Origin of the sequence: Mediterraneibacter sp. NSJ-151 (genome assembly GCF_022487435.1) — a bacterium.
Taxonomy (GTDB): Bacteria; Bacillota; Clostridia; order Lachnospirales; family Lachnospiraceae; genus Schaedlerella; species Schaedlerella hominis.
The window spans coordinates 273,669-296,838 of record NZ_JAKVPP010000003.1; the positions used below are offsets into that span (position 1 = coordinate 273,669).

General features: G+C 37.4%; 20 protein-coding genes and 1 pseudogene. 2 read left to right on the top strand and 19 right to left on the bottom strand.

Going from position 1 to position 23,170, the window contains the following annotated elements:
- Nucleotides 1-27: 27 nt before the first annotated feature.
- The 16 genes and pseudogenes from LQE94_RS04640 to LQE94_RS04715 form a co-directional block, all read right to left on the bottom strand.
- Nucleotides 28-1,797 (bottom strand): AIPR family protein, encoded by a 1,770-nt coding sequence (locus LQE94_RS04640; protein ID WP_240577134.1) that lies wholly within the window; start codon nt 1,795-1,797, stop codon nt 28-30.
- A gap of 467 nt (nt 1,798-2,264) precedes the next feature.
- Nucleotides 2,265-2,474, bottom strand: a pseudogene (locus tag LQE94_RS04645) (DEAD/DEAH box helicase family protein); the annotation flags it as partial.
- Between the two features lie 88 nt (nt 2,475-2,562).
- Nucleotides 2,563-3,066, bottom strand: coding sequence for a RhuM family protein (rhuM, locus tag LQE94_RS04650; RefSeq protein WP_330638865.1), 504 nt, complete (start codon nt 3,064-3,066; stop codon nt 2,563-2,565).
- A 512-nt stretch (nt 3,067-3,578) separates the two neighbouring features.
- Nucleotides 3,579-5,090, bottom strand: a complete 1,512-nt coding sequence (locus tag LQE94_RS04655; protein WP_240577135.1) for a CoA-transferase — start codon at nt 5,088-5,090, stop codon at nt 3,579-3,581.
- 149 nt (nt 5,091-5,239) lie between these two features.
- Complete coding sequence (locus tag LQE94_RS04660; RefSeq protein WP_118737362.1) at nt 5,240-6,001, bottom strand: SDR family NAD(P)-dependent oxidoreductase; 762 nt, start codon at nt 5,999-6,001, stop codon at nt 5,240-5,242.
- 176 nt (nt 6,002-6,177) lie between these two features.
- A complete protein-coding gene (locus LQE94_RS04665) occupies nt 6,178-6,933 on the bottom strand; it encodes a DNA alkylation repair protein (protein ID WP_330638866.1) in 756 nt (251 codons plus the stop codon).
- 53 nt (nt 6,934-6,986) lie between these two features.
- Nucleotides 6,987-7,508: a EutP/PduV family microcompartment system protein gene (locus LQE94_RS04670; RefSeq protein WP_022075561.1), complete on the bottom strand. Its 522-nt coding sequence runs from the start codon at nt 7,506-7,508 to the stop codon at nt 6,987-6,989.
- A 25-nt stretch (nt 7,509-7,533) separates the two neighbouring features.
- Nucleotides 7,534-7,962 (bottom strand): BMC domain-containing protein, encoded by a 429-nt coding sequence (locus LQE94_RS04675; RefSeq protein ID WP_022075562.1) that lies wholly within the window; start codon nt 7,960-7,962, stop codon nt 7,534-7,536.
- Between the two features lie 11 nt (nt 7,963-7,973).
- A complete protein-coding gene (locus LQE94_RS04680) occupies nt 7,974-8,339 on the bottom strand; it encodes a BMC domain-containing protein (RefSeq protein ID WP_022075563.1) in 366 nt (121 codons plus the stop codon).
- A 74-nt stretch (nt 8,340-8,413) separates the two neighbouring features.
- The gene (gene ytvI, locus LQE94_RS04685) at nt 8,414-9,544 is read right to left on the bottom strand and encodes a sporulation integral membrane protein YtvI (RefSeq protein WP_240577136.1); all 1,131 of its coding nucleotides are present in this window, start codon (nt 9,542-9,544) and stop codon (nt 8,414-8,416) included.
- Nucleotides 9,545-9,609: 65 nt separating this feature from the next.
- Complete coding sequence (gene yihA / locus LQE94_RS04690; protein ID WP_118723541.1) at nt 9,610-10,218, bottom strand: ribosome biogenesis GTP-binding protein YihA/YsxC; 609 nt, start codon at nt 10,216-10,218, stop codon at nt 9,610-9,612.
- Between the two features lie 26 nt (nt 10,219-10,244).
- Nucleotides 10,245-12,557 carry an endopeptidase La gene (gene lon / locus LQE94_RS04695; protein ID WP_240577137.1) on the bottom strand — a complete coding sequence of 771 codons (2,313 nt, stop codon included), beginning with the start codon at nt 12,555-12,557 and terminating at the stop codon, nt 10,245-10,247.
- Nucleotides 12,558-12,755: 198 nt separating this feature from the next.
- The gene (gene clpX / locus LQE94_RS04700) at nt 12,756-14,027 is read right to left on the bottom strand and encodes an ATP-dependent Clp protease ATP-binding subunit ClpX (protein WP_117989267.1); all 1,272 of its coding nucleotides are present in this window, start codon (nt 14,025-14,027) and stop codon (nt 12,756-12,758) included.
- A gap of 30 nt (nt 14,028-14,057) precedes the next feature.
- Nucleotides 14,058-14,639 (bottom strand): ATP-dependent Clp endopeptidase proteolytic subunit ClpP, encoded by a 582-nt coding sequence (clpP, locus tag LQE94_RS04705; RefSeq protein WP_022075568.1) that lies wholly within the window; start codon nt 14,637-14,639, stop codon nt 14,058-14,060.
- 31 nt (nt 14,640-14,670) lie between these two features.
- Nucleotides 14,671-15,957: a trigger factor gene (tig, locus tag LQE94_RS04710; RefSeq protein ID WP_022075569.1), complete on the bottom strand. Its 1,287-nt coding sequence runs from the start codon at nt 15,955-15,957 to the stop codon at nt 14,671-14,673.
- 258 nt (nt 15,958-16,215) lie between these two features.
- Complete coding sequence (locus LQE94_RS04715; protein WP_118723539.1) at nt 16,216-16,764, bottom strand: DJ-1 family glyoxalase III; 549 nt, start codon at nt 16,762-16,764, stop codon at nt 16,216-16,218.
- Nucleotides 16,765-16,926: 162 nt separating this feature from the next.
- Between LQE94_RS04715 and LQE94_RS04720 the strand changes: the two genes are divergently transcribed.
- Entirely contained in the window at nt 16,927-17,409 is a 483-nt protein-coding gene (locus LQE94_RS04720) for a CYTH domain-containing protein (RefSeq protein ID WP_022075571.1), read from the top strand.
- A 106-nt stretch (nt 17,410-17,515) separates the two neighbouring features.
- Nucleotides 17,516-17,902, top strand: coding sequence for a helix-turn-helix domain-containing protein (locus LQE94_RS04725; RefSeq protein ID WP_186864987.1), 387 nt, complete (start codon nt 17,516-17,518; stop codon nt 17,900-17,902).
- A gap of 93 nt (nt 17,903-17,995) precedes the next feature.
- On the opposite strand, the gene LQE94_RS04730 is transcribed toward LQE94_RS04725, so the two are convergent.
- From LQE94_RS04730 to secA, 3 genes are all read right to left on the bottom strand, one after another.
- Complete coding sequence (locus LQE94_RS04730; RefSeq protein ID WP_118723537.1) at nt 17,996-19,213, bottom strand: homoserine dehydrogenase; 1,218 nt, start codon at nt 19,211-19,213, stop codon at nt 17,996-17,998.
- A 35-nt stretch (nt 19,214-19,248) separates the two neighbouring features.
- A protein-coding gene (gene prfB, locus LQE94_RS04735) for a peptide chain release factor 2 (RefSeq protein ID WP_186864988.1) occupies nt 19,249-20,347 on the bottom strand; the annotation gives its coding sequence in 2 pieces (ribosomal slippage) (nt 19,249-20,283 and nt 20,285-20,347; 1,098 coding nt in all).
- Between the two features lie 39 nt (nt 20,348-20,386).
- The gene (gene secA, locus LQE94_RS04740) at nt 20,387-22,963 is read right to left on the bottom strand and encodes a preprotein translocase subunit SecA (RefSeq protein WP_240577138.1); all 2,577 of its coding nucleotides are present in this window, start codon (nt 22,961-22,963) and stop codon (nt 20,387-20,389) included.
- Nucleotides 22,964-23,170 lie beyond the last annotated feature (207 nt).

The window sequence follows — 23,170 nt, forward strand, 5'->3', positions numbered from 1 at the left end:
AATCGGCTATGTAATATTTTTTCACAATTATTGATTTTCTATTATTTCTTTTAACCGTGTCTTTGTTTTCCTGCAAAATTCAGCACTTCTTAATACATCATATTGCTTTTTCTCTGCATATTCCTGCTGATTTAAAAGATCTACCAGTATTTCCTTTGCTTCAATAAAATAAGAATCCACATCACCCTTTAATAATTTTAACATTTTCTTATTTTCTTTTCCCATTGCGGAGCTACTTAACTCCGGTACATTTAATGATCCAACCATCAGAACTCTTACTATCATAATTATATAAAATCTTAATGTATAATCATGCTTTGAAAATTTACCTTTTTGTTGCATATTGACAAACTTAACAAATAAGTATGATGCCAAATAATACACCTCTGGTTTATGATCCTTACAAAATATTTTTTCTTTTTTACTCTTCAAAATATTAGCAGGATTAGTACCAAACACTACATTAGGATTTTGACAATATACACTTTCAAAAGCTCTTACCATTCCATGTAATGTCACAACTTGATAACTTCCTTGCTTTTCTTTAATATCATCTTCTTCCCCGGAACGTCTCTCATAAAACATTTCTATAGGCATCTCTTTTGAATATTCACTAAACAGCAATTGAAGTTCTTTATGATATTTTCCTAATGCTATAAATGCTTCTTCTGGTACAGGACTTTGCCTATTAGTTGCTTTTACAATACTACTTATAATATCACTATCTGTAGTATATATGATTTTCACTGGTACTAATATATCTGAAGCAAATTCCTTACAATTAAAAATCTCATTACTTGTTTGACATCCATTTACAATTTGAAAATCTGCTAATTCATACATATTTGCACCTAATGACGTCACCGATTTCGTTATTATGGTCACTCCATTATTTAATAGAATAAATTGCCCTCTTGTATTTTCATTAGCAATAGTGCTCCTAATTTCCTTATTAACATTATTTTCAGTACCCTGATAATCTCTAACATTTTCATAAAATATACGTCTTCTAAGATCTCCTGTATTATCACAAATAATTTTTAAGTAATCATTGCCTGTTAAATATCCTATATATGCCTCTTTTACCCCTTCAATCTTATCCAATGTTATACTATTTTTTAAGTTAATCTGAACAGTAATGTTATTTTTAACTTCACTATAAGTCTCCATAACATATTCTCTTCCTAAAACCTGAATATCTACACTTTTTATATCTTTCATACTTGAAGATAATTCTTTTTCATTTGATTCACAAATGCTTTTAACCAAACCTCCATCCCACTCATTTGCTGCAGTAACATAAAAAATATGACATTTGGGTGACTGACTGGTACAAAGTCTAAAATTTTCATATTTAAACAGTTCATCATAAATTTCTTTTGCATTTAATACATTTGAATTTTTTTCTGTTATTGCCTCAAAATTTTCAAGAAAATTTTTTGTAGCCTGAATAGTTTTTAACAAATTACCTGTGTCGCACTTCTCTTCAGTTTTTGTTTGGATAAATAGTATATCCACATCCAGTTTTTTTGATTTAGCATATATTGAAATATCATCTTTTCCTAATACAAGGTTTCCATTTACAATAAATGCAATAGCATCTAATCCAAATTGTCCCTTCTCATCTACAACCACTCTTTCCAAATCACCTTTATCACTAAAAGCATCTGGATGAAATTTAGAAACAACCAGATAATTTACCAAATATTCAAATTGTTTGGAAATCTCTGGTATCTCAAGTAAAAAATCTTTTTTAAAATCATTAAGCATTCCTTCTAATACTTTATTTAATGCCATATTTCATCCTCCTGTTTTAAGAGTTCATCCAATACAATCTATATTGGTTCTATTTCTCTTTTTATTATAACCCTCCATTTTCATTTCATCAATCAACAAATTTTTCCATAATAATAAAAATATTCGAAAATTGTACCGCTCTCAAATCAAAAATGTGATTCAAACTTTTGTTTATCCTAGACCGTTTCTATCAAATCAATTTTTCTTTATTTTAATTATACTATTCAACTCTTATACACTAATTTTTTCAAATTCTTTAACAAAAAAGCAGGCGATGAAAAGTCACAAAACCTCTTCATCCACCCGCTTTTCACCTATACTCTCACCACTACCGCTTCCACAACATCTGGATGTTCAACCACCCACATACCACAAAATACTACCCGTTTTGTGACTTTCTCATGCTAGGAGACAAAGTATTCCACTGCGTTATTTGGAAAGAACTCTTTAAATTCCCCATAAAGCTACGCAGCCAGTGTCTTATTGTGTGCTATGATCAGCGTTGGTTTATTCAATTGTTGGATGACATTCGCCATCGTAAATGTCTTACCAGATCCGGTGACGCCAAGCAATATCTGACACTGATTGCCTTCTTTAAAACCTTCGACTAGTTCTTTGATTGCCTGTGGCTGGTCTCCTGTTGGTTTATATTCTGATACTAATTCAAAATGATCCATTATAGATTCTCTCCTTTATATTTTCTACTTCTGGACAACATTCTTTTTTTCCTAACCTCTAAGATATTTCTCTACTTCGCGATCAAATTCAGAAATCTGCAGCCGTCTTTCCTGTAACTGCAAAATGCAATTTATTTTGAACAAAAGCATAAAAATTCTTTGTAATATCACTATTTTTATCATAATCGTAACTACATTGTTCGAAAACATCAGTAATTTTTTGATAAACTCTTCTCTCACTTGCCCTAATCTCACGAATACGTTCTAATAATTCATCAAAATAATCTTTTCCAAAAGGCTTCCCATTTTTAAGCATATCATCGTTCAGCACAAACCCCTTGGTAATATATTCTTTTAATGTTTTGGTAGACCACTGCCGAAAACGTGTAGCTTTCTTAGAATTAACTCGATATCCAACAGCTATAATCGCATCCAAATTATAACATTTTACTTTTCTTTTAACATTACGCTGTCCCTCATTTTGAACTATCGAGAATAACTCGGTAGTTGCATTTTCATCCAATTCTTCTTTGTATATATTTTTTAAATGTAAAGAAATATTATCTGTTGTGCAATCAAATAAGTCTGACATTGGTTGCCTTCCTTGAAACCTTTCACAAGCACTGCAATCGCCTGTGCGAAAACTGATTTTTCCAGATTAAACAGTATTAACAGTCCCTATTATATCAAAGAAATTTTTAAAAGTATATAGAGGAAGGCAAGAAAAAAGTACAAATGTTCGATTGTTGTTTGTACTTTTTCTTTCACTACTATTCTATTTTTCATCAGGCTGTATGGAAATAGCCAGATGATTCCTTTATTGGAAACCATCCGGCTATGTAGATTTAGACTTCTTCTACTGTCAGTACTGCTTTTTCTGCAATCTCTTCTTATGACAGTTTTCCTAACTTCAATAATCGCTGTGCCCTTGCTATTCGTTCTTCTCTCGCAGTCTCATTTCTCATATCTTCCATTAATCTACACATAGTCGCAACCCCTTCCTGAATGTAGAATATAGTCGTTCCTCCTTCACATTTCTCCACGATTCCCACATAGTCCGAGTTTCCGCATCTGGGCATCACCCTTATGGATATAACAATGCACCTACACTTCCACCTCAAATGGCAGAAGATCCAGAATATCTTTCTGCACATCAATTCCCGGATAAACCTCTATCAGTTTCAGTCCCTTCGGTGTCAGGCGAAATACACAGCGTTCTGTCACGTAAAGCACCTTCTGACCATTTTCAATTGCACGTCTGGCTGAAAAACTGATACTCTTGACTTGATCCACGAATTTAGAAATTGTTCCTTCCTTCTCAACCGTTACAATTCCTTTTGTCTGTGAAACCTCAAGTCCTTTTGCAGTAAAACTAAAACAGAAAACAACCGTCGGTGTCTTAGATGTGATATTCGCAAAGCCGCCGATTCCTGCAAATGCTCCCGGTCCACGATGTGCATTCACATTTCCTTCTTTATCTACTTCAAGAGCACCCATAAAGCAGACGTCCAATCCGCCATTGTCATAAAGATCGAATTGGTTTGCCATATCATAGACAGATGCCGCACCGATCATTGCCCCAAACGCCTCACCGGAAACCGGAAATCCGCCGATTCCTCCTGACTCAACTGTCAATGTCACCATGTCAAGCATCCCGCTCTTTCTTGCAAAACGGGAAACCATCTCCGGAATTCCGATTCCAATATTTACAATATCATCCACTCGCAATTCCTTTGATGCACGTTTTCCGATTATATTCGCTACTGTATTGTTCTTTGACTGCTTCACTGAAACTGAATCCAAACGTTCACTCCATGTATTCCATTCTTCATATGGAATCTCAAAGCTTCCGGTTAATGCTGTATAGGCTTCATTTCTTGTTTCTGGTTCTACTACAACAATTGCATCTACCAGACATCCCGGAATAATTGCATTTCTCGGTCGTGACGGAGTATCAACCAAACGATCTACCTGAACAATTACCTTTCCACGATTTGCCTTAACTGCCTGACAAATAGACAGCGCATCACCAGACATAAACATATCATCAAAGGTGATATTTCCCTTTCTGTCTGCTGCTGTTCCTTTGATCAATGCAATATTAATCTTTGGTAATTTATAATAAAGGAATTCCTCCCCATCCACTTGCACATGCTTAACCAACGAATCATCAATTGAAATTCTGTTGATTCCAGGGCCTTCTTTTCTTGGATCCACAAAAATATCCAGACCAACTTTTGAGAGTGCGCCAGGAAGCCCGCCTGCCTGAGCGCGAATAGCGTGTGAAATACATCCGAGTGGCAAATTATATGCTTCAAACCGGTCTTCTAAAACGAGTTTTTTTGTACTTAACATTGCCCCAAAATGCCCGCAAATAAGCTTGTCTACGGCACCTTCTCTGATATACCCTTCTGCATTATGTTCATCATCCCAGACACCAAATCCAGCACTGGAAATCATTGTCAGATGTGTTGGTGACTGCATCTTCTGATATCTTCTATAAATTGCCTCGTGAAGTTCAATTGGATTCTCTATTCCAACAAATGAATTCACGCAGATACAGTCTCCGTCCCGAATCAGCCGGATTGCCTCATCGGCAGTCATTATTTCATACATGATGTAATTTCTCCTTATCCCAAATATTCTTATCGTTCATTATACACTATCTCAGGAAATCAATCATCATAAATTAACAAGAAAAGCTCACGACTGATTATCTGCAACCAGCTGTGAGCTTTTTTGTTATACTCTATAATGTAATTGAATTATGGCATAATTGAATTTGCACCATCAATAATTACGCTCTGACCTGAATAATAGCATGAATCTGGTCCTGCCAGAAATGCAATGACTGGAGCAATATCAGTTTCAGGATCTCCAAAACGTTTCATAGGGTTTAAGTTTACCTGTTTTGCATACTCCTCCGGAAATTTCTCAGCCCATGCTTTTGCTGCCGGTGATTCTGCTCCTGGAAGTACGATATTTACACAGATTCCATACTGTCCCCATTCTTTTGCTGCAATCTTAGTCATACCTCGTAATGCTTCTTTATTAGAGCCGTACGCTAACTGTCCTGCTATACCAAACATACCTGTTGCCGAAGCAAAGTTGATCACTCTTCCTTCGTGCTGTTCTTTCATATAAGGAAATGCTGCCTGCATATAGTTAAGAGAACCAATCACACCACTTTCCCAGGCTTTAAGCATATTATCATATGTAGTATCTTCAACTGAAGCCGATGGAACGATTGCCTGTGCATTGTTTACAATAACATCTACTGTTCCATATGTATCAGCTGCTGCTTTAACAACTTCTTCTACTCTTGCTCTATCTGCTGAGTCACAAGACATAGCGAAGCCTTCTCCACCAAGTTCTTTAATCTCAGCGATTGTCTGCTCGATTGGTTCAAGACGTCGTCCTGTTGCAACAATCTTTACTCCTCTCTTTGCAAGACAAAGTGCAATTCCTTTTCCAATTCCCTGTCCGGCTCCTGTTACGATAGCCACTTTTTCATTTAACTGTTTCATCTCAAAATCCTCCTATACGTACAATACTCAATAGGACAATTATAACATTTTTTGTGTATTATGCAATAGATTTTTCTTGAATTTGATATTCTATTTATAGATTTTCACCAATCGCCTAATAAATACTGCACTTTTATAAATTTGTTTTACACAATTTCGATGAAAAAATGCAAATTTTATTTACATGGGGACAAAGGCTCTCTTTGATCTATTTTCAACGTTTTTAAATATTCTTTCTGCTTGGGAGTTATCCGATAACTCTCTCTGCTCTTTTGTATTGTTTTGTTATGCGTCCACACATCCAGTTGTCTTTCCTCTAGAAACGGAATCACCTGTTCATACTGCTTTGCCAATGCTGTAGCAAAATACCATGCACGCATCATATTTACGTAATATTCTTCTGAACGAATTTCTGCAACCTTCCTGGCATATTCTATCCGGAATGTGTCCTCAAGATAATATCTCATCAACATACCGATAGCAAATCGAATTGTATATGTATGTTCTGATTCAAGCCACTGATAGATTTTCTTTATAAATATATCCAAATGTTTCCTGACAACTTTCATTGCAAGCATATCGCACGTTGCCCAATTATCTATATATGGCAGAAAATATTCTAATTCATCCAGAGCACTATCATATTCTTTGATTTGCTCTATCAATAATCCATGCAAATTATTCTCTTCATAATATTGATGTGGAAGTACCTTTAAAAATTCTTTTGCTTCTTCCGTTTTTCCATATTCTTTTGCAAATGTCCGTAACTGCGGAGTTCTCACTCCTATGATTCGGTTCTTATCAATATTCGGCATCAGTCCTGCATGGAAATCCCTGTACTTTAAATCCTGCATCTCAAAGAGTTGCTCTTCCACTTCTTTAATTACCCATTCCTGTTCCAAATTTTTTACCTTCTTTTCACATTTTTTCATAGAAAAATAACCTATTAAAAAGTGTTATTACTTTCTAATAGATTATCTTTTTACTATTCTGGATATTCTACACCTTCCGGCAGTTCATCCCATTCATTTAACCCAAGATGTTGCTTAAACTTTGCCTGCTCCAAAGTCAGTTTTGGTAAATCATCTTCCAGATATTCCATCAATTCTCTGATTCCCTCACGAGTTACATTATTTACTTCAAAAATCCGCTCGCATCCGGCATTTTCCATCCATTGTCTTACCATAGGAATGTTTGCATATGGTGAGTCAACTTTTGTAATAATTCCGATTAATGGACGTTGGATAAAAGAGCGGCCTCCTGGTCCAAACAAATTAAACGGCTCATCCGCAGCTTGTACCATTGCGATTACATCTGCTTCAAATGAAAAACATGCCAATCCTACACTAAAATGCTTTGACTCTGCATACTCTCCCGGAGAATCAATCGTGTCATCTTCTGTGTTCGTATATTGTGTTTTAATATAGTGAAGTTCTTCCCCCTTCAATGCCTGTGTCAAAGAGGTTTTTCCTGCTTCACTTCTACCCATTAAAAATATTTTTTTCATCTTTTCACCTGATTCTCTTACTCTTTTAGCTTCGGTATACTTCGCAAGCTGCAAAGCCTAACTCTTCTTTAAAAAAGCGGACAACTTCCCCTACCGCAGTCTCTACTTCTGATAAACGGCCGAGCAGGATTAATGTCCCACAAAATCGATCCATAAACCCGATTTCAACATGTGCACTCTTCATTGCCACATCAGCAGCCACTACAACAGCTTCCCATGGTGTAAATCGAAGAAGCCCTATTGTCTCTCCATTATGATCTTCACCTTGATGCACCCCGATATGTAAGCCAAGATTATGATAAATGCATGGATCTGCCGGATTTAAGACATGCGCCATACAAACTTCTCTTCCCGGAACACGAACACGTGTCATGCGAAGCCGTTTTCCTTTTAAATCTTGATAATCATCATGGAACAATTTTTCTAACAGTTCCTCTTTTGTCATTCGAGCCATTGCTGCACTTCCTATCTCTTTGTAATATTGCAGACTACATATCCAAGAGAATCTCTAAAATAATCTACAATTTCTGTCAATGCTGATGTCACATCAGAAATTTCTCCGGTAATGATCAAAGTCCCGGTAAAACGATCTGCAAATCCCAGATATACATTTCCACTTTTTACTGCGATATCTGATGCAATAACTGCAGACTCCGGTGGTGTCATATTCATAATTCCAATTGCAGATGAACGATAATCCACCTGTGGATTCAATCCTAATTTCTGATAAATAATTGGTGACGGGCCTCCCATCACATGTGCAAATGTAATTTCCTTTCCACATACAGTTTCCTGTACGATACGAATCTGTTCTTCATGCTCATTTGCCATCTCTTTGTACCTCTCCTTCTTAAGTTTCTTTCATACACATCTTCTATCTAATTGCTGTTTTGCAAGTTAAATGTTTATTTATTTGATTCTTCTCGAAGCCCCAATATACCTTCTACTAAAATCTTCACATCATCAAAAATGTAATCAAACGCACCTGCCTGACACATATTGATTATAACCATTCCGATTGGCACTGCAACGATCATTCCAATCACGCTGCTCACACGATATCCGATATACAATAAAATCAATGTGACCAGAGGATTAAGCCCGACACTGTCTGCTACCAACTTGGGCTGTAATAATTGTCTGGATACCTGAGTAATCGCATAAATTACGATTAACATAATAGCCATTGTATAATTACCCATAAAGAATTTATACACTGCCCATGGAATCATCGCTGTTCCTGTTCCGAAGAATGGAAGGAAATCCAAAAATGCTATAAAAAATGCAACAAGAACAAAATAATTAATCCGAAGCATTGCAAAACCAACAGCTAATATTAAGAATACAATCCCCATTATTTTAAACTGGGCTTTAAAATATCCTCCTACTGCATATCGCAGATTATCCATAACCAGTTTCATCCTCTTCTCTACCGATGGCGGTGCAATCTTACACAACCATTGTATCACATCTTCACGCTGTACGGTAAAAAAATATGAAGACATCAATGCCATAATTAAGTATATCACATATGAAGGTAATTTTTTAGCGAAATTTCCTGCTGCTTCCATTGTTGGTTCGCTTGCTTTTTTCACTAAATCCCCCATCATCTGATCCAGATTCACTATCGCTGTATTCCAACCATCCTGCACGCTTTCCGGAAGGCGTGAAAATAAACCTGATAAGGTTCCTCCTATCTGGCGCAATCCGTTTTCTAACTGACTATACAGGTCAGGTACGTTTTGTATCAAATCTCCAATTTCAAGTATCAATCTGCTGATTGCAAAATAAAATATGGCTACAATAATCGCAATAACCACGATTACAACTAATGCGGATCCCAATTTTTTTACTATATTAAATTTCTTTTCAAGCCAATTTACTACCGGCACCGCAATCGATGCAATGCACCATCCAACTACAAATGGCATAAAAAACAAAACGGCTTTTACTCCAATAAATATAAATGCAACCGTCGCTAATATGCTAAATAATAAGCTTACTGCTACTTGCCAATACGGGCGTTTCTTTTCCATACAGACACGTCACCTCGTTTTCATAATCTGCTATTATCTGCCCCATGTTGCTATATTAGTTTATCTTATTCCTCCGTCTCATCCTCGTTGCCAAGATATTCTGTCTCCACAAGTTCCCAAATTTCATCCCGACCTTGTTTTGTTACAGAAGAAAATGGAATAATCTTTGTTCCCGGAACTAAATTCAATCCCGTCTTTACCATTTTCACATGTTTCTGAACCTGACTTCTTTTCAATTTATCTAACTTTGTGGCAATAATAATCGGTTCAAATCCCTGTTCGACAATCCAATCATACATCATCTTATCATTTGCAGATGGGTCATGACGGATATCTATCAACAAAAATACTGCTCTTAACTGTTTTGAACCATGAAGATATCTTTCAATTAATTTTCCCCATTCGATTTTGTCTTTCTCGGAAACCTTCGCATAACCATATCCCGGAAGGTCTACAAGATACATTTCTTCATTGATATTATAAAAATTAATCGTCTGCGTTTTTCCTGGCGTTGCAGAAATTCTTGCATAAGATTTTCTGTTCATTAACGCATTGATCAAGGAAGATTTACCAACATTTGATTTACCTGCAAATGCAATTTCTGGCAGTTCATTTTCCGGGAGTTTACTTGTAATACCACATACTGTTTCCAGGTTAATATTTTTAATTACCATAACGTTCTCCTATATCATTTTCTGTTTTACACCAATGCTTCTTTCAAAACTTCATCCATAGATTCTACCGGAATAATTTCTAAGCCTTTTGTTATTTCAGAACTTAGTTCCTCCACATCCACTTGATTTTCTTTTGGAACAAGCACAGTCTTAATTCCGGCATTCTTTGCAGCAAGTAGTTTTTCTTTCAGTCCACCAATTGGAAGTACTCTTCCCCTTAAGGTGATTTCTCCTGTCATTGCCAGATCTGCACGTACCTTTCTTGCTGTAATTGCAGATAAAATAGCTGTTGCCATTGTAATTCCCGCTGAAGGACCGTCTTTTGGCACTGCTCCTTCCGGAATATGTACATGAATATCGTGTTTTTCAAAGAAATCTGCTGTAATCTCGTATTTTTCACTGACTGAACGAATATAACTGATTCCTGCCCCAGCCGATTCTTTCATTACATCTCCAAGCTGTCCTGTTAATGCAATTTCTCCTTTTCCAGGCATTACATTTACTTCTATTTGAAGTGTATCGCCCCCAACACTGGTCCATGCAAGTCCTCGCACGATACCTACTTCATCTGCCGGATTAACCATCTGATATTTATACTTCTCTTTTCCAAGGTATTTATGCAGATTCTTCTCTGTTACAGATATTTTCTTTTTATCCGTCGTCAGAAGTTCTTTCGCCGTCTTTCTGCAAATGTTGCCGATTTCTCGCTCCATCTGTCTGACTCCGGCTTCCTTTGTATAATTTTCAGCAATCTTCCAGATTGCTCGTTTACTGATTGATAATGTATCTGAGGTCAATCCATGTTTCTCTAACTGTTTAGGAATCAAATGTTCTTCCGCAATATGAAGTTTTTCGTTCTCTGTATAGCTGCTGATTTCAATAATTTCCATTCTGTCTAACAATGGACGTGGAATCGTCTGAAGTGAGTTTGCCGTAGCAATAAACAGTACTTCTGACAAATCCAATGGCACTTCCATGTAATGATCCTGGAATTTACTATTCTGCTCGCTATCTAATACTTCAAGTAATGCAGAAAATGTATCTCCTTTATAGTCTGAACTGACTTTATCAATTTCATCCAGCAACATAACCGGATTTTTGACACCTGCAGTTTTTAAACCGTTCGCAATTCTACCAGGCATTGCTCCAACATAAGTTCTTCGATGACCACGGATTTCTGCCTCATCACGAACACCCCCAAGTGAAATCCGCACATAAGGTTTCTGAAGTGCTCTTGCAAGTGATCTTGCAATGGAAGTCTTTCCGGTTCCCGGAGGTCCAACCAAACAAAGTATCGGGCTTTCACCTTTTTTTGTCAATGTCCGCACCGCCAGAAACTCTAATACTCTTTCCTTTACTTGTTCAAGTCCATAATGATCTGTATCTAATATTTTTTCCGCATAGGCCAAATCAGTATTTTCTTTCACTGTCTTATTCCACGGCATTTCCAACAGTGTTTCAATATATGTGCGTATAACACCAATTTCTGCCGGAGAATTCATAGAGCTTTTGAATCTTTTGATTTCTTTAAATAATTTTTCTTTCACTTCTTTCGGTGCATTCAATTTCTTCGTTGCTGATTCAAATTCTTCCGCGTCTGAAATTGTGGAATCTTCGCCAAGTTCTTCTCTGATCAACTTTAATTGTTCTCTTAAAATATACTCGCGCTGATGCTTATCTACACGTTCTTTTACTTTTGTGCGTATCTCATCTTTAATCGCAATAATCTGTATTTCGTTTACAAGCTTAAAACAAAGCGTCTCATAACGTTGCTCAAACTCTGTTTGATTTAAAATGTCCTGAAGCTCCATATATGGCAATGGAACATTTGCAGCAATCTCATCCACCAGTTTTTTTACATCTTGAATCTCTAATATTTCTCCGATGGATTCTTTTGAAAATTTACCATTCTTTGCTGCGTATTCTACGAAAATATCTTTCAATCCTCGTAACATAGCCTGATCATCCAAAGTTTCAGGCATAGCTTCGTCATCTTCTATTATTTCTACTTCCGCCTGTAAATAAGGTGCATCATCACTCATATTTATCAAACGGCCCCTCACTTCTCCTTCTACAAGAACACGCATTATTTGCTTTGGTAATTTCATAATTTGTTTTACTGTTGCAATTGTACCTATTTCAAATACGTCTTCTTGCGTCGGCTTCTCTGTCTCTATACTTTTTTGTGAAACCAGAAAAATTTTCTGTTCCTCTGCCATTGCCTCCTGTACAGCTGCGATAGAGCTTTCTCTGCTCACATCAAAATGTACTATCATTTCCGGCATAATGGTAAGCCCTCGAAGGGGTACCATAGGAAGATTTAATCTTTGTTCTGCCATCTTAATATCTCCTTATGTATCTCTATTTATAAACCAGTATCTGGTTAATTTTCGTATTTATTATAACTCTCATCTATATAAAAAGAAAGCGGATACCCAGTATTCACCTAGTTACCCGCCTCTCGTTATCTTTTTGCAGTCAAGCTGCTAAATTCTGATTCATCTGTTGTTGCCAGAATCACCTTACAAGCAACAATATTATGCACTTTCAGATGTCAAAAATGACTGACGCTCTTCTCCGTCACGTTGATACAACGGCTTGCTTTTCCCATTAACAACATCTTTTGTGATTCTGCATTCTTTAATGGTTTCATCTGATGGAACTTTAAACATTGTATCCATCATAATATCTTCCATAATTGCACGCAGACCTCTGGCTCCTGTTTTTCTAGCCATTGATGTTTCCGCAATTGCATTCAGAGCCTCACGATCAAATTCCAAATTCACGCCATCCAGCTCCAGTAATTTCTGATACTGTTTAACAATAGAATTCTTCGGTTCTGTCATAATACGAACCAATGCTTTCTGATCAAGCATATCTAATGAAACTGTAATTGGTAATCTACCTACCAATTCTGGAATTAAACCAAACTTTGTTAAATCCTGCGGTAAAATCTGCTTCAACAAGACATCTACATCGTATTCGTGCTGTAATGCAATCTCTGCATTAAATCCAATAGATTTTTTATCCAGACGAGTCTCAATGATCTTCTCAATTCCTTCAAATGCTCCGCCACAAATAAAAAGTATATTTGTAGTATCAATCTGAATCAATTCCTGATGAGGATGTTTTCTTCCTCCCTGTGGTGGTACAGAAGCAACTGTTCCTTCAATAATCTTTAAGAGTGCCTGCTGTACTCCCTCTCCCGATACATCTCGGGTAATTGACGGATTTTCAGATTTCCTTGTAATCTTATCAATCTCATCGATATAAATAATTCCATGCTCTGCACGCTCAATATCTCCATCCGCTGCCTGAATGACTTTGAGAAGAATATTCTCAACATCTTCTCCAACATATCCGGCCTCTGTCAATGCAGTTGCGTCTGCTATTGCAAATGGAACATTTAATATTTTTGCAAGGGTCTGTGCAAGAAGTGTCTTTCCACACCCAGTTGGTCCAAGCATTAAAATATTACTCTTTTGAAGTTCTACTCCTAAATCCTGACCTGCCATAATCCTCTTATAATGATTATAAACAGATACTGCCAGCACTTTTTTCGCCTCATCCTGACCGATTACATAATCATCCAAAAACGCCTTAATTTCTTCCGGTGTTAAAAGATTAATATCAGAGAATCTGTTTCTCTCTTCATATTCAAATTCTTCTTCGATAATCTCAGAACAAACTTCAACACACTCATCACAGATGTAGGAGCCATTTGGACCTGCAATTAACTTGCGTACCTGGTTCTGTGTTTTATTACAGAAAGAACATCTGACTGTATCATCACCGATTTTTCCTGCCATACTACTCTCACCTCATATTGCACTCACTTCTTAGTGATTTGCAATTACTTCATCAATTAATCCATATTCTTTCGCTGCCTGTGCAGACATAAAGTTATCTCTTTCTGTATCTTTCTGGATAACTTCTAAAGGCTGTCCTGTATTGGCTGCCAAAATCTCATTTAATTTCTGACGTGTGCGCAAAATATGTTCTGCGGCAATCTGAATCTCTGTTGCCTGTCCCTGCGCTCCGCCTGATGGCTGATGGATCATAATCTCTGCATTTGGAAGTGCAAAACGTTTTCCTTTTGTACCTCCTGAAAGAAGAAATGAACCCATACTTGCAGCCATGCCGATACATACTGTAGATACATCACATTTGATATACTGCATTGTATCATAAATTGCCATCCCGGCTGTCACAGATCCACCTGGACTGTTGATATACAGCTGGATGTCTTTATTTGGATCATCTGCTTCCAGGAAAAGAAGCTGTGCCACAATAATATTTGCAGACACATCTGTTACTTCTTCTCCCAAAAAGATAATTCTATCTTTTAACAGTCTAGAATAGATGTCGTAGGAGCGTTCTCCTCGGCTTGTCTGTTCAATGACATATGGTACTAAACTCATAAGACTGTCAGCTCCCTTCTATATTCGCATCTTAGCCTTCTACTGATGCATCTGTAATCAATGTTACAGCTTCCTGAACTGCGATATCCTCTTTCATCTGAGCAGCTTCTGCTTCTCCCATGTACTCTTTGAGTTTATCAAATTCCATCTGATATGCATCTGCCATCTTCTGGATTTCTTCATCTAAACGTTCGTCAGATACTTCGATGTTCTCAGCTTTTACAATTGCTTCGAGAACAAGTCTTGTTTTGATTCTCTTAACAGCCTGTGGCTCGAACTCTTCCATCATCTTTTCCTGTGTCAGTCCTGTGAACTGGAAGTACTGCTCTACTGTCAGTCCCTGCTGCTGGATACGACGTGCAAAATCATCTGCCATCTGTCTTACCTGAAGATCGATCATTGGCTGTGGAATATCCATCTCTGCATTCTCGATTGCCTGCTCTACTGCCTGATCTTCTTTCTTTGCTTTTCCTTCAGATTCTTTTCTGTCTTTGATTTTCTGTTTTACTTCTGCTCTGTATGCTTCCATTGTTTCGCACTCAGATACTTCTGATGCAAATTCATCGTCAGCTTCTGGAAGCTCTTTTGCTTTGATAGCATGTACTGTACATTTGAATACAGCATCTTTACCAGCAAGTTCAGCTGCCTGATACTCTTCTGGGAATGTTACTTTTACTTCAACTTCTTTATCGATCTCAGCTCCGATCAGCTGCTCTTCAAATCCTGGGATAAATGAACCGGAACCGATTGTCAGTGGATAGTCTGTTCCTTTTCCACCCTCAAATGCAACACCGTCTACGAATCCTTCAAAGTCAAGTGTTACGATATCTTTATCTTCAACTGCACGATCTGTTACTTCAACAGTTCTTGCATTACGCTCACGCTCTTTTTCGATTTCCTCGTCTACTTCTTTCTGTGTAACTCTTGTAGAATATTTGTCTACTTTAAGTCCTTTATACTCACCAAGTTTTACTTCTGGTTTTGTAGCTACTTCTGCTGTGAAAATGAAATCTTTTCCTTTTTCTAACTGTACGATATCGATAGATGGCTGTGAAACGATATCTAATTCACACTCATCATATGCTTTTCCATATGCTTCAGAGATCATCTTGTTTGCTGCTTCATCATAGAAGATTTCAGCTCCATACATTTTTTCAATCATCTGGCGTGGCACTTTACCTTTACGGAATCCTGGGATATTGATTTTCCCACGCTGTTTTAAATAAGCAGCCTGTAAAGCTTTCTCTACCTCTTCTGCTGCAACTTCGATAGTAAGTTTTGCCATGTTATGTTCTAACTTTTCTACCTGTAAACTCATCTTTACTTCCTCCTTGATTTGTATCTTCTCAGCAGATTATGCATGCTGATTGATATTCTTTTATATTCGAAGACCCTATAGATCTCAACGCATGTTGTGCCTGCTGACATTCTATTGCACAACCCTGTTTATGCGTTTTTACACGAAATGTTTATCAGCCAGTTACTAATATACATTCGCAGTCATTGAAACAGTATAGCACAAACATCCCCTTATTTCCAGTGTTTTTTGCTGTTTTCTTAGCTTTTTGAATAATTTTTATACAAATAAAATAGATTCTTTTACTTCATTTGCTGCTTTTGCTCCGCATAAAACTTCTGTCAGCTTTAATGCGAATGGAATTGCTGTTCCCATTCCCCTGCTTGTAACAATGTGTCCGTCTTGTACAACCGGTTCAAACACAACTTCGGCACCTGTAAGCTGAGCCTCAAATGATGGATAACAGCAAGCTCTTCTTCCTTCCAAAATTCCATACTTCCCAAGCACACTCGGAGCCGCGCATATAGCAGCGATGTTCTTCTTCTCATTATGAAAATCTTTCAAAATGTTCTGCACCCCTTTATGCTCACCCAAATGTAACGTTCCCGGCATTCCACCCGGAAGAACCAGCATATCTGCTACGCTAAAATCAGCCTCATCAAACATTTGATCTGCTTTTATGTTAATCCCATGTGCTCCATGAATATCAAGAGTATCCATAATTGAAACTGTCGAAACTTCTACCTTTGCTCTTCTCAAAATATCAACAACCGTCAAACCTTCTATTTCTTCAAATCCGTCTGCTAAAAATACACATACTTTTTTCATTGTACCATTCCTCCTCCGCAATTTAATTTAACAGTAATATTTTAATATACTCTTTCCGAACTAACAAGAATCTTTGGCTTTTTTATTGAAATTAATCCCATTAAACCTTAAAATCATGTATATACTATAACTACACTTACTTATAAACATTAGGAGATTACCATGGAAATTGAACGAAAATATTTAATTGATGCCACAAAACTGCCTTTTTCACCTGAAGATTATCCTGTTCATCACATCGAACAAGGATATTTGTGCACGGAGCCTGTTGTACGCATCCGCAAAGACAATGAAGATTATTTTCTTACCTACAAATCAAAAGGGCTGATGAGCCGGGAAGAATATAATCTCCCACTCACTAAAGATGCTTACAACCACTTAAAATCTAAAGTTGATGGTCGAATTATTTCAAAAAAACGCTATGTAATTCCTTTGTCACGTTTTATTACGCGAGGCACCTGCTCCGATTTAAAAATCGAATTAGATATTTTTTCTGAAGATTTACAAGGGCTGGTTCTTGCAGAAGTAGAATTCCACGACGAAGAAAGCGCACTTTCTTTTATACCTCCTGTATGGTTCGGCGAAGATGTAACATTTTCTTCTGAATACCATAACAGTAATTTAAGTCAGCGCACCGTTTTGTAATCATTTGTTTACATTTTACGTTTTTGCTCATTTTTGTTGCGTATGATTCTTTCCTTATTGGAAATTGATATAATAATCATATTAATTTTCAACAAGGAGGAGCATCGTGGCGAACTTACAGCTTGCAAAAAATTTACGAAAATACCGCAAAGCACGTGGTTATACACAGGACAAACTGAGCAAGTATCTTAACATCTCACGCCAAGCTTACTCTAATTATGAAAGAGCTAATCGTGATCCGGATATTGGATTGTTAATCAGACTATGTGAGCTTTATAACGTTTCAATGGAAGAACTCATCATTAAACCTTTTAACCAAACCTATATCATCCATGAATCAGGAGATTATCATTTTGCTATCGAAGGAAAATCTAATGATTCCATTATTTTGATGCAAGATGAGATTGATTTGATTTTAAAATATCGTGATTCTTCTTCTGACACACGTGCCATGATTCATACGTTATTAGATTCAGCAAATGCATCGCACTAGGCAAAAGAACCATAAGACTTACTTTTTCCAAGTAAATCTCATGGTTCTTTTATATCTTTAAACTATCTTTTGTATCTCATAAATCCATTGTTCTTATTCTTCTATACGGATCATATGGATGATTCCCGGAAACTCTGCTGATTTTTCTTTATAACTTCCTTCTGTCATCTCTTCCGTAACAAAGCCGAACTCACCATTCAATCCATCTACTTTCACAATTGAAATCGGACCAAATGAGCTCTCCAAATGTGCCTTCATAGCTTCGGCATCACCTTTGATTCGAACAAAAAATTTCTTACTCGTATTATCAAGTGGAAGAAGCTCTAACTTCTCATTTTTCCACATTGTCATGATATTACGATTCAAATGTTTTGCCTCATCAACAACATCTGCGACAACTGCACTCGCTGTTGGAAGTTTACCCGCTCCACTTCCGTAGAACATTGCATCTCCAAGAACATTTCCATGAACAAAAATCGCATTGAACACATCATTTACATTGTAAAGAGGATGCTCTTTATGCAGTAATGCCGGAGCTACAATTGCATGCAAATGATCGTTGTCTCTTTTACTTGACGCAAGTAATTTAATCGTCATTCCCATTTCTTTTGCATACATCATGTCTTCTTTTGTGATATTTGTGATACCTTCTGTATAAATATCTTCAAAATCAACCTGCTGTCCTGAAATTAAAGAAGATAAAATCGCGATTTTACGACACGCATCATAGCCTTCTACATCTGCTTCCGGATTTCGCTCTGCGTATCCTTTATCCTGCGCTTCTTTTAAAACTTCTGCATAATCTGCACCTTCATAGAACATTTTGGAAAGCATATAATTTGTTGTTCCATTCAAAATACCTGTTATTTCTTCAATTTCATCTGCTGTCAATGAAGAGTTCAAAGGACGGATGATCGGAATTCCGCCTCCAACGCTTGCTTCAAACAAGAAGTTAATATTCTTATCGCGGGCAATAGACAATAATTCTGCTCCATGCTTAGCTACCAATGCTTTATTTGATGTTGCAACACTCTTTCCAGCCTGAAGGGAACGTTTTACGAAAGTATATGCAGGCTCAATTCCGCCCATTACCTCGACTACGATTTGTACATCCGGATCTTCTACGATCACGTTGAAATCATGTACCAATTTTTCCTGTATCGGATCTCCCGGAAAATCTCTCAGATCCAGAACATACTTCACATTCAACTCATCCCCGATTCTTTGGTTAATCCGTTCATGATTGGTATGAATGACTTCAACTACTCCTGATCCTACTGTGCCATAACCTAATACTGCTATATTTACCATTTCATTCTCCCTTTCTTGCTATACACATCTATCATCTAATTCGCACTCAAATATGCATTAATAAACGGATCCAGATAGCCATCCATAACTGCATTCACGTTACTGATTTCTTCGTTCGTTCTGTGATCTTTTACCATTGTATATGGCTGCATAACATATGAACGAATCTGATTGCCAAATCCAATATCCTTTACTTCACCGCGGATACCTGACATCTTGTCCGCCTGCTCCTGCTGTTTCAGCAAATATAATTTTGCTTTCAACATCTGCATTGCTTTATCTTTGTTCATATGCTGTGAACGCTCATTTTGACACTGTACTACAATTCCCGTTGGCAAATGCGTAATTCGAATTGCAGAAGATGTTTTATTAATATGCTGTCCACCGGCTCCGCTGGAACGATACGTGTCAATTCGAAGATCATCATCGTTAATCTCAACTTCAATATCCTCTTGAATATCCGGAATCACGTCGCAAGATGCAAACGAAGTCTGTCGTTTACCTGCTGCATTAAATGGTGAAATACGCACAAGACGATGCACACCCTTTTCGGAGCGCAGATACCCATATGCATTTTCTCCCTGAATTTCAATTGTTACACCTTTTATTCCTGCCACATCGCCTTCCAGATAGTCAAGCACTTCTACTGAATATCCTTTTTTCTCGGCCCAACGTGTATACATACGATACAGCATACTGGCCCAGTCACAGGATTCCGTTCCGCCTGCTCCTGCATGAATCGTCAGGATTGCACTGCACTTATCGTATTCTCCTGTAAGAAGCGTCTGTATTCTCAACTCTTCAAACTCTTCTTTAAACCGCTCCAGATCCTCTTGTATCTCTTGTATCGTATCGTCATCAGGTTCTTCTTCACTCATCTCTATCAGAAGACCGATATCCTCATAATCTGTAAACATTTGTTCAATCTGTTTTACAGAATCCTGGAGTCCTCTCAAATATTTCATTGTCTGCTGAGATTCCTCCGGATTATCCCAAAATCCAGGTTCTTCAATTCTTCTTTCTAATTCTTCGATTCGTTCTTTCTTTGACGCTAAGTCAAAGTGAATCCCTCAAATCTTTCAGCGGTTCTTCATATGCTGTCAACGTCTGTTTCAACTCATCTAACAAAACCACCTTATTCACCTCTTTCATTTTTATAATTATCTGCAAAAATTATACAATCTTTCTTCCGCAGCACTGTTTGTATTTCTTTCCACTTCCGCAAGGGCATGGATCATTTGGATATATTTTCTTCTCTTCGCGTTTTTTCGGAGTTCGTACAGCCGTCTCGTCTTTATTCGTTCCTGTTACTTTCGCAACCTGCTCACGCTCTACTTTCTGCTCAACACGGATATTAAACAACGTCTTGATTGTCATCTCTGCGATGGCATTCGTCATTTCGCCGAACATATCATATCCCATCATTTTATATTCTACCAGCGGATCTCTCTGACCATATGCCTGAAGACCAATTCCCTGTCGCAGCTGATCCATATCGTCAATGTGATCCATCCATTTTGCATCAATCACTTTTAACAATACAACCCGTTCCATCTCTCGGATCTGTTCCGGTTCTGGGAATTCTGCTTCTTTACCTTCATATGCTTTAACAGCTTTTTCTTTCAATAAATGCTTCAGTTCCTTCTGCTGCATGTCTTCAACTTCTTTTGCTGTAGGGAATTTTAATTGCGGAATAACATCATGAAGTGAAACTTCAAGTCCTGTCAAATCCCATTCTTCCGGATCTACATCCGGTGACACACAGCGATCGACCAGATTTTCCACATATTCTGTGATCATATTATAAACTGTATCGCGCATACTCTCGCCATCCAGAACGCGTCGTCTCTCTTCGTAAATGATTTCACGCTGTTCATTCATAACCTGGTCGTATTCCAATAAATTCTTACGAATTCCATAGTTATTGCTCTCAATTTTCTTCTGTGCTTTTTCTATTGCATTAGAAAGCATCTTATGTTCAATCTGCTCTCCGTCTTCTACACCCAAAGTGTTAAATACGGACATTAATTTTTCGGAACCGAATAATCTCATCAGATCATCTTCCAAAGAAATATAAAAACGAGACTCTCCCGGATCACCCTGACGACCTGCACGACCACGCAGCTGATTATCAATACGACGAGATTCATGACGTTCTGTACCGATAATCTTCAATCCACCTGCTGCCTTTGATTCATCATCCAGCTTAATATCCGTACCACGACCAGCCATGTTTGTAGCAATTGTAACAGCTCCATGTATTCCGGCATCTGCTACAATCTCAGCTTCCTGTTCATGGTATTTTGCATTCAAAACATTGTGAGGGATTCCCTCTTTTTTCAACATCTTGCTAAGTAATTCTGATACATCAATTGTAATTGTACCTACCAGAACAGGCTGGCCTGTTGCATGTGCTTCTTTTACTGCCTCTACAACAGCCTTATATTTTTCCTCTTTTGTCTTATAAACAGCGTCATCTAAATCCTTTCTCTGAACCGGAAGGTTTGTTGGAATTTCGATAACGTCCATTCCATAAATATCTCTAAATTCTTTTTCCTCTGTCAAGGCAGTACCTGTCATACCACTCTTTTTCTCATATTTATTAAACAAATTCTGGAATGTAATCGTTGCAAGAGTTTTGCTTTCCCTCATCACTTTTACATGCTCTTTAGCCTCGATTGCCTGATGGAGACCATCTGAATAACGGCGTCCAGGCATGATACGACCTGTAAACTCATCGACAATAACAACCTCTCCCTCTGGTGTTACCACATAATCCTGATCACGGAACATAAGGTTATGTGCACGCAATGCAAGAATAATATTATGCTGAATCTCAAGATTTTCCGGATCGGCAAGGTTTTCAATATGGAAGAATTTCTCTACCTTCTTCACACCATCTTCTGTCAGGTTTACAGATTTTTCTTTCTCATTTACAATATAGTCGCCTGTTTCCTCGATATCTTCTCCCATAATGGCATTAATCTTAGAGAATTCACCACTTGCCTCTCCACGTTCCAACTGACGCGCAAGAATATCACAGGCTTCATATAATTTTGTTGATTTACTGCTCTGTCCAGAAATAATCAATGGTGTTCTTGCCTCATCGATCAATACTGAGTCGACCTCATCAATAACTGCAAAATTCAATCCGCGTTGTACAAGCTGCTCTTTATAAATAACCATATTATCTCTCAGATAATCAAATCCAAGCTCGTTATTGGTTACGTAAGTAATATCACAATCGTAAGCCGCACGTCTCTCTTCACTTTCCATGCTATTGAGAACTACTCCGACTGTCAGTCCTAAAAACTGGTGTACTTTTCCCATCCACTCTGCATCACGTCTTGCAAGATAATCATTGACTGTTACAATGTGAACGCCTTTTCCGCTCAATGCGTTCAAATAAGCAGGTAATGTAGAAACCAGTGTCTTACCTTCACCTGTTCTCATCTCTGCAATTCGTCCCTGATGTAAAATAATACCACCAATCAACTGTACACGATAATGTTTCATACCAAGACTTCTATAAGCCGCTTCACGTACTGTTGCATATGCTTCCGGTAAAATATCGTCTAATGTTTCCCCCTCATTCAGACGTTGTTTAAATTCTTTTGTTTTTCCTCTCAGTTCCTCATCAGAAAGTGCCTGCATCTGTGAATCCAATGCTTCAATCTGATCAACTATTGGATATATTCGTTTTAATTCGTTTTCACTATGTGTACCAAATATTTTCTGTATTAAACCCATAATCAGTAGTGTACTCCTTGTCTAATTTTACTCTGTTCTCCATTTTATCACTAATTGAGCTTAAATTCAATTACTGTTTCGTACAGTTCAGGGTTGTTTCATGAACTATCCATGGGCAGATCTAACTTATTGCATCCTTGCTATCACATCTCTCATATTGTTTCTGATTCATTGGTCATGTAAAAAAGCGCAAATTAACTCTATATC